The 3,831-nt window shown below is 45.2% G+C and carries 4 protein-coding genes; 3 read left to right on the top strand and 1 reads right to left on the bottom strand.

Annotation, left to right across the window (positions count from 1 at the left end):
- From Q0668_RS03200 to Q0668_RS03210, 3 genes are all read left to right on the top strand, one after another.
- Positions 1 to 576, top strand: a 576-nt coding sequence (locus Q0668_RS03200; protein WP_298859864.1) for a hypothetical protein, incomplete at its 5' end; no start/stop codon positions are given.
- A 357-nt stretch (positions 577 to 933) separates the two neighbouring features.
- Positions 934 to 1,950 carry a 3-deoxy-7-phosphoheptulonate synthase gene (aroF, locus tag Q0668_RS03205; RefSeq protein WP_298859866.1) on the top strand — a complete coding sequence of 339 codons (1,017 nt, stop codon included), beginning with the start codon at positions 934 to 936 and terminating at the stop codon, positions 1,948 to 1,950.
- Between the two features lie 49 nt (positions 1,951 to 1,999).
- Complete coding sequence (locus Q0668_RS03210) at positions 2,000 to 2,887, top strand: sugar phosphate isomerase/epimerase family protein (protein ID WP_298859868.1); 888 nt, start codon at positions 2,000 to 2,002, stop codon at positions 2,885 to 2,887.
- A 117-nt stretch (positions 2,888 to 3,004) separates the two neighbouring features.
- On the opposite strand, the gene Q0668_RS03215 is transcribed toward Q0668_RS03210, so the two are convergent.
- Positions 3,005 to 3,831, bottom strand: an 827-nt coding sequence (locus tag Q0668_RS03215; RefSeq protein ID WP_298859870.1) for a sulfatase-like hydrolase/transferase, incomplete at its 5' end; no start/stop codon positions are given.

The following is a 3,831-nucleotide window of genomic DNA, read 5'->3' on the forward strand; positions in this document are numbered from 1 at the left end:
GAAAAATATTTGAATTTGGATTGTTTAAAACGGATCAACCGAATCAGACGCTCGATTGAACGCTGGACGGATCTCTTACTGGGACAATTTGTTTTAAGATTCGGACTTGAGGAGTTTGCACACGATGTAGCCCGCTCCAAAGATTTCGGTGAAGATCAGTCATCCAATCTGCAAACTCCGCATCCTGTACAAATCTGGGATTTGATTACCGCCGGATTGCGAATCTCTTTTCCCTCAGGTCTGACCAGCAAAATTGGTGAAAACTGGGAAATGATGTTGGGAGCTCTAATGGCCTGCTATCCTCCCGAATGTTTCAATGAGTCTGCCACGATGAAATCGCTCCACAGAATTCGCAGCGACCGGAGTGGCTTGCATCCGGAGACAACTCCAAATCGATTACCAGAAACTTTTGAGACAGTATTATACGGTTCTGTGTTTAAATCCAGTACTCAAAATCAATCCATATTGAATCAGCCCGACATGAAACATCCTGGGACCTCTTCTGCTACTAATCAGGATCAGTCAATCAGTTACTCTAATCTGAAAAAACGCAATTGGGACGAAACTTCCTCCTGACTATCAATATGGTTGCAAAATCTTTTCGGAATGTCGGTTGACTTCAGGGAACTGCCAGGAGTATTATTATTTTGAAGGCAATTTCCATGAAATTTTGCTGAATTAGTATTTTTATCAGTTTGGAGTTTCTCAGTGACGTATCGGTTTGGTACTTTTAGTTTTAATAATGTGCGGCTGTCTTTTGATTCAGCCTGGCACTTTTTAGGCTATTGGTTTACCAGAACAGGTTACCTGACCGATCGAACACGAACCGTTCATCACAGATGAACAACCCCTTAAATTCGATTGGCCCTGTAACCTTAATAGTTACAGGGCTTTTTTTATTCCCTGAGACTGAGATAGAAAAGAGTCAACGTCATGATAGTAGTAATGAAACCAAACGCTACCGAACAAATGGTTCAGGCAATGGTGAAGCGTGTTGAAGAAATGGGACTGAAAGCCCACGTCATTGTCGGTGAAGAACGCACCGTCATCGCGGCCGCTGGAATAAAACGAGACAGGCACCAGACAGAACTCGAATCCTGTGACGAAGTTGAAAAGGTCGTTCCCATTATTGCCTCTTATAAAGTAGCCAGCAAAGAGACAAAACCCGAGCCAACCATTATAACGACGCGAAATCTAAAAATTGGTGGTTCTCACGTGGGAGTAATTGCCGGTCCCTGTTCAGTTGAAAGTGAAGAACAAATTCTGCAAGTCGCACATCAAGTGAAAGCAGCAGGAGCCACCGGACTACGTGGAGGTGCTTATAAACCACGAACCAGTCCTTATTCTTTCCAGGGAATGAAAGAAGACGGCCTGAAACTATTGGCCCTGGCACGAGAAGAAACGGGGCTAGCTGTAGTCACCGAAGTCATGACGCCCCATCATGTTGATCTGCTCTGTCAATATGCTGACGTTCTACAGATTGGTGCCCGGAATATGCAAAACTACCACCTCCTGCAAGCTGTTGGAGAAACGCGTCTCCCTGTTTTACTAAAAAGAGGCCCCTCTGCTTCCATTGAAGAATTTCTGCTGGCAGCCGAATATATTCTCGATCAGGGAAATCAACAGGTCATTCTTTGTGAACGCGGAGTCCGCACCTTCGAAACACATACACGATTCACACTTCCACTGGCGACTGTTCCTTACCTACACGAACGAACTCATTTGCCCGTTGTGATTGACCCCAGTCATGGTACCGGTATTGCCAGTCTGGTTCCGCCGATGTGTGCCGCTGCAATAGCTGCAGGCTGTGATGGATTAATTCTTGAAGTTCATCCTGATCCCTCTCGTGCTATGAGTGATGGCGCCCAGTCTCTGACACCGCAGGTTTTCGCCGAAACCATGGAAACCTGCCACAAAGTAGCAGCCGCTGTTGGAAAAGAATTAGGATAACGGGTTATTCAATCAGAAACACTTACTCATTCTCAGCTGGAGTCAGATCATGAAATTGTGCCTCTTTTCCGTAAGCTATGCAGGTTTTTGGGGCCAGCACGCCTTAAATGTAAATGATTTCATTGCGCAGGCGAGTCAGTTAGGGTACGATTCTGTCATGTTAATGGGTAAGCGTCCTCACCTCTCTCCCCTGGATGTAGCTTCAGAACAAATCGAATCGATCCAGAGCGCACTCAATCAACATCAAATGAAATGCTCGATCATTGGAGGCTATACCGACTTTTCGGGAACTGGCGCAGCAGAAGTGCCTTTTCTGGAGATGCAAATCCAGTATGTTGAACAACTGGCACAGCTCGCTCAACAACTGGATGCCTCTACAGTTAGGATTTTTACAGCTTACGATTCTGCAATACAGATGCCTCACGCGCTCTGGTGTCGAGTCGTTACAGCCTTACAGGAATGTTGTGACCGTGCTGCCGCCTATGATGTCACGATCGCCGTTCAAAATCATCACGATGTCGCCGTTCACTCTGATGCCTTGCTGGAACTGCTTCACGATATTGATCGACCGAACTGTAAACTTGGTTTTGATGCTTGGTCCCCTGCTCTGCGTGATGAAAACCTGTTCGAAGCAGCACGAAAGATGGCACCACACACTGCCATCACGACGAATGCCGACTACATCAAAATGCCGCGATTTGCATACCAGCCAGAATTAATTAATTATCAAAGGCAACAACCAGATATGGTTCGTGCTGTAAAATTTGGTACCGGCTTTATTGACTATTCTGCTTTTTTTCATGGTTTAAAAGAAGGTGGTTTTAAAGGCATCGCCACTTATGAAATGTGCTCTCCCATCCGAGGGGGAGGCCAGCTGGATAATCTCAATGACTTCGCCTCTGAATACCTCACCTGGATGAAAACGCATTTGATGTGATTAGTATTCAATCCAACGATTGACTTTTTTAAGAAACAGGACCGCCAAAACCATTATCACAGAAAGTATTTTTTGATTGTGTGGTTCATTTCGAACTAGATCCCTCTTCTGACTGATTTACTTCTCAGCAGAAATATGTTTCAGCATCTCCCTCACAATCTCAGGCTGCCTGGTCGCAAGATTTTGAACCGGATCGGGAGTCTTTGAAATATCATATAGTTCTACCTTTTTCGGCTTTCCTCTATTGTATGTCGCAATTAAACGATGCGTTTTCGTTCGCACACTCACAGCGGAACTCCAATAACTCAGTGAGATATCTCTCACTGCTGTTTTATTGCCTGTCAGAATTGGTTTGAGACTATGTCCATCCAGTGGATATTCCGTCTTCGTAAACTCTGGATGACAAAGATCAATCAAAGTAGGATAGAGGTCAATACTCTCGACCAGCGCAGGAGATTTCAGCCCTGCTTGAGAAACGCCGGGTGCGCGAATAATCAGCGTACTTTTTAGGGCACGCTCAAAAGGTGCATGTTTGGCCCAGAGTGCTGTATCTCCGAGAAACCAACCATGATCTCCCCAGACAACGACAATCGTATTCTCACTGAGCCCCAACTCATCTAACGCATTGAGAACTTTACCGACTTGCCGATCTACATATCGTACACATGCCAGATAGGCTCTTCTTGATTTAAGTTGAGCGTCGTGAGATAAAGGCCGTGTTTTGTCAAACTCCATATTGTAACTGTAAAACTCGCCACTTTTGTGCCAATAAGAAGAATCAACCTTTTCAGGATGAGGTGGTGGTACAATGTTAGCTTGCGACATCGCCTCCCAATCTTGTTTGGGAGCGACGAATGGCAGATGAGGCTTAAAAAAACCAAGTCCCATAAAAAATGGCTGCTGTCGCACTTTGAGCTCTTTCAATTTTTTTATAGCCTGTTGCG

The sequence above is a fragment of the uncultured Gimesia sp. genome (assembly GCF_937910335.1).
Lineage (GTDB): Bacteria > Planctomycetota > Planctomycetia > Planctomycetales > Planctomycetaceae > Gimesia.

Bases quoted from the DNA above. Each gene is read 5' to 3' on its own strand.
- aroF (WP_298859866.1), top strand. From the start codon at position 934: ATGATAGTAGTAATGAAACCAAACGCTACCGAACAAATGGTTCAGGCA.
- Q0668_RS03210 (WP_298859868.1), top strand. From the start codon at position 2,000: ATGAAATTGTGCCTCTTTTCCGTAAGCTATGCAGGTTTTTGGGGCCAG.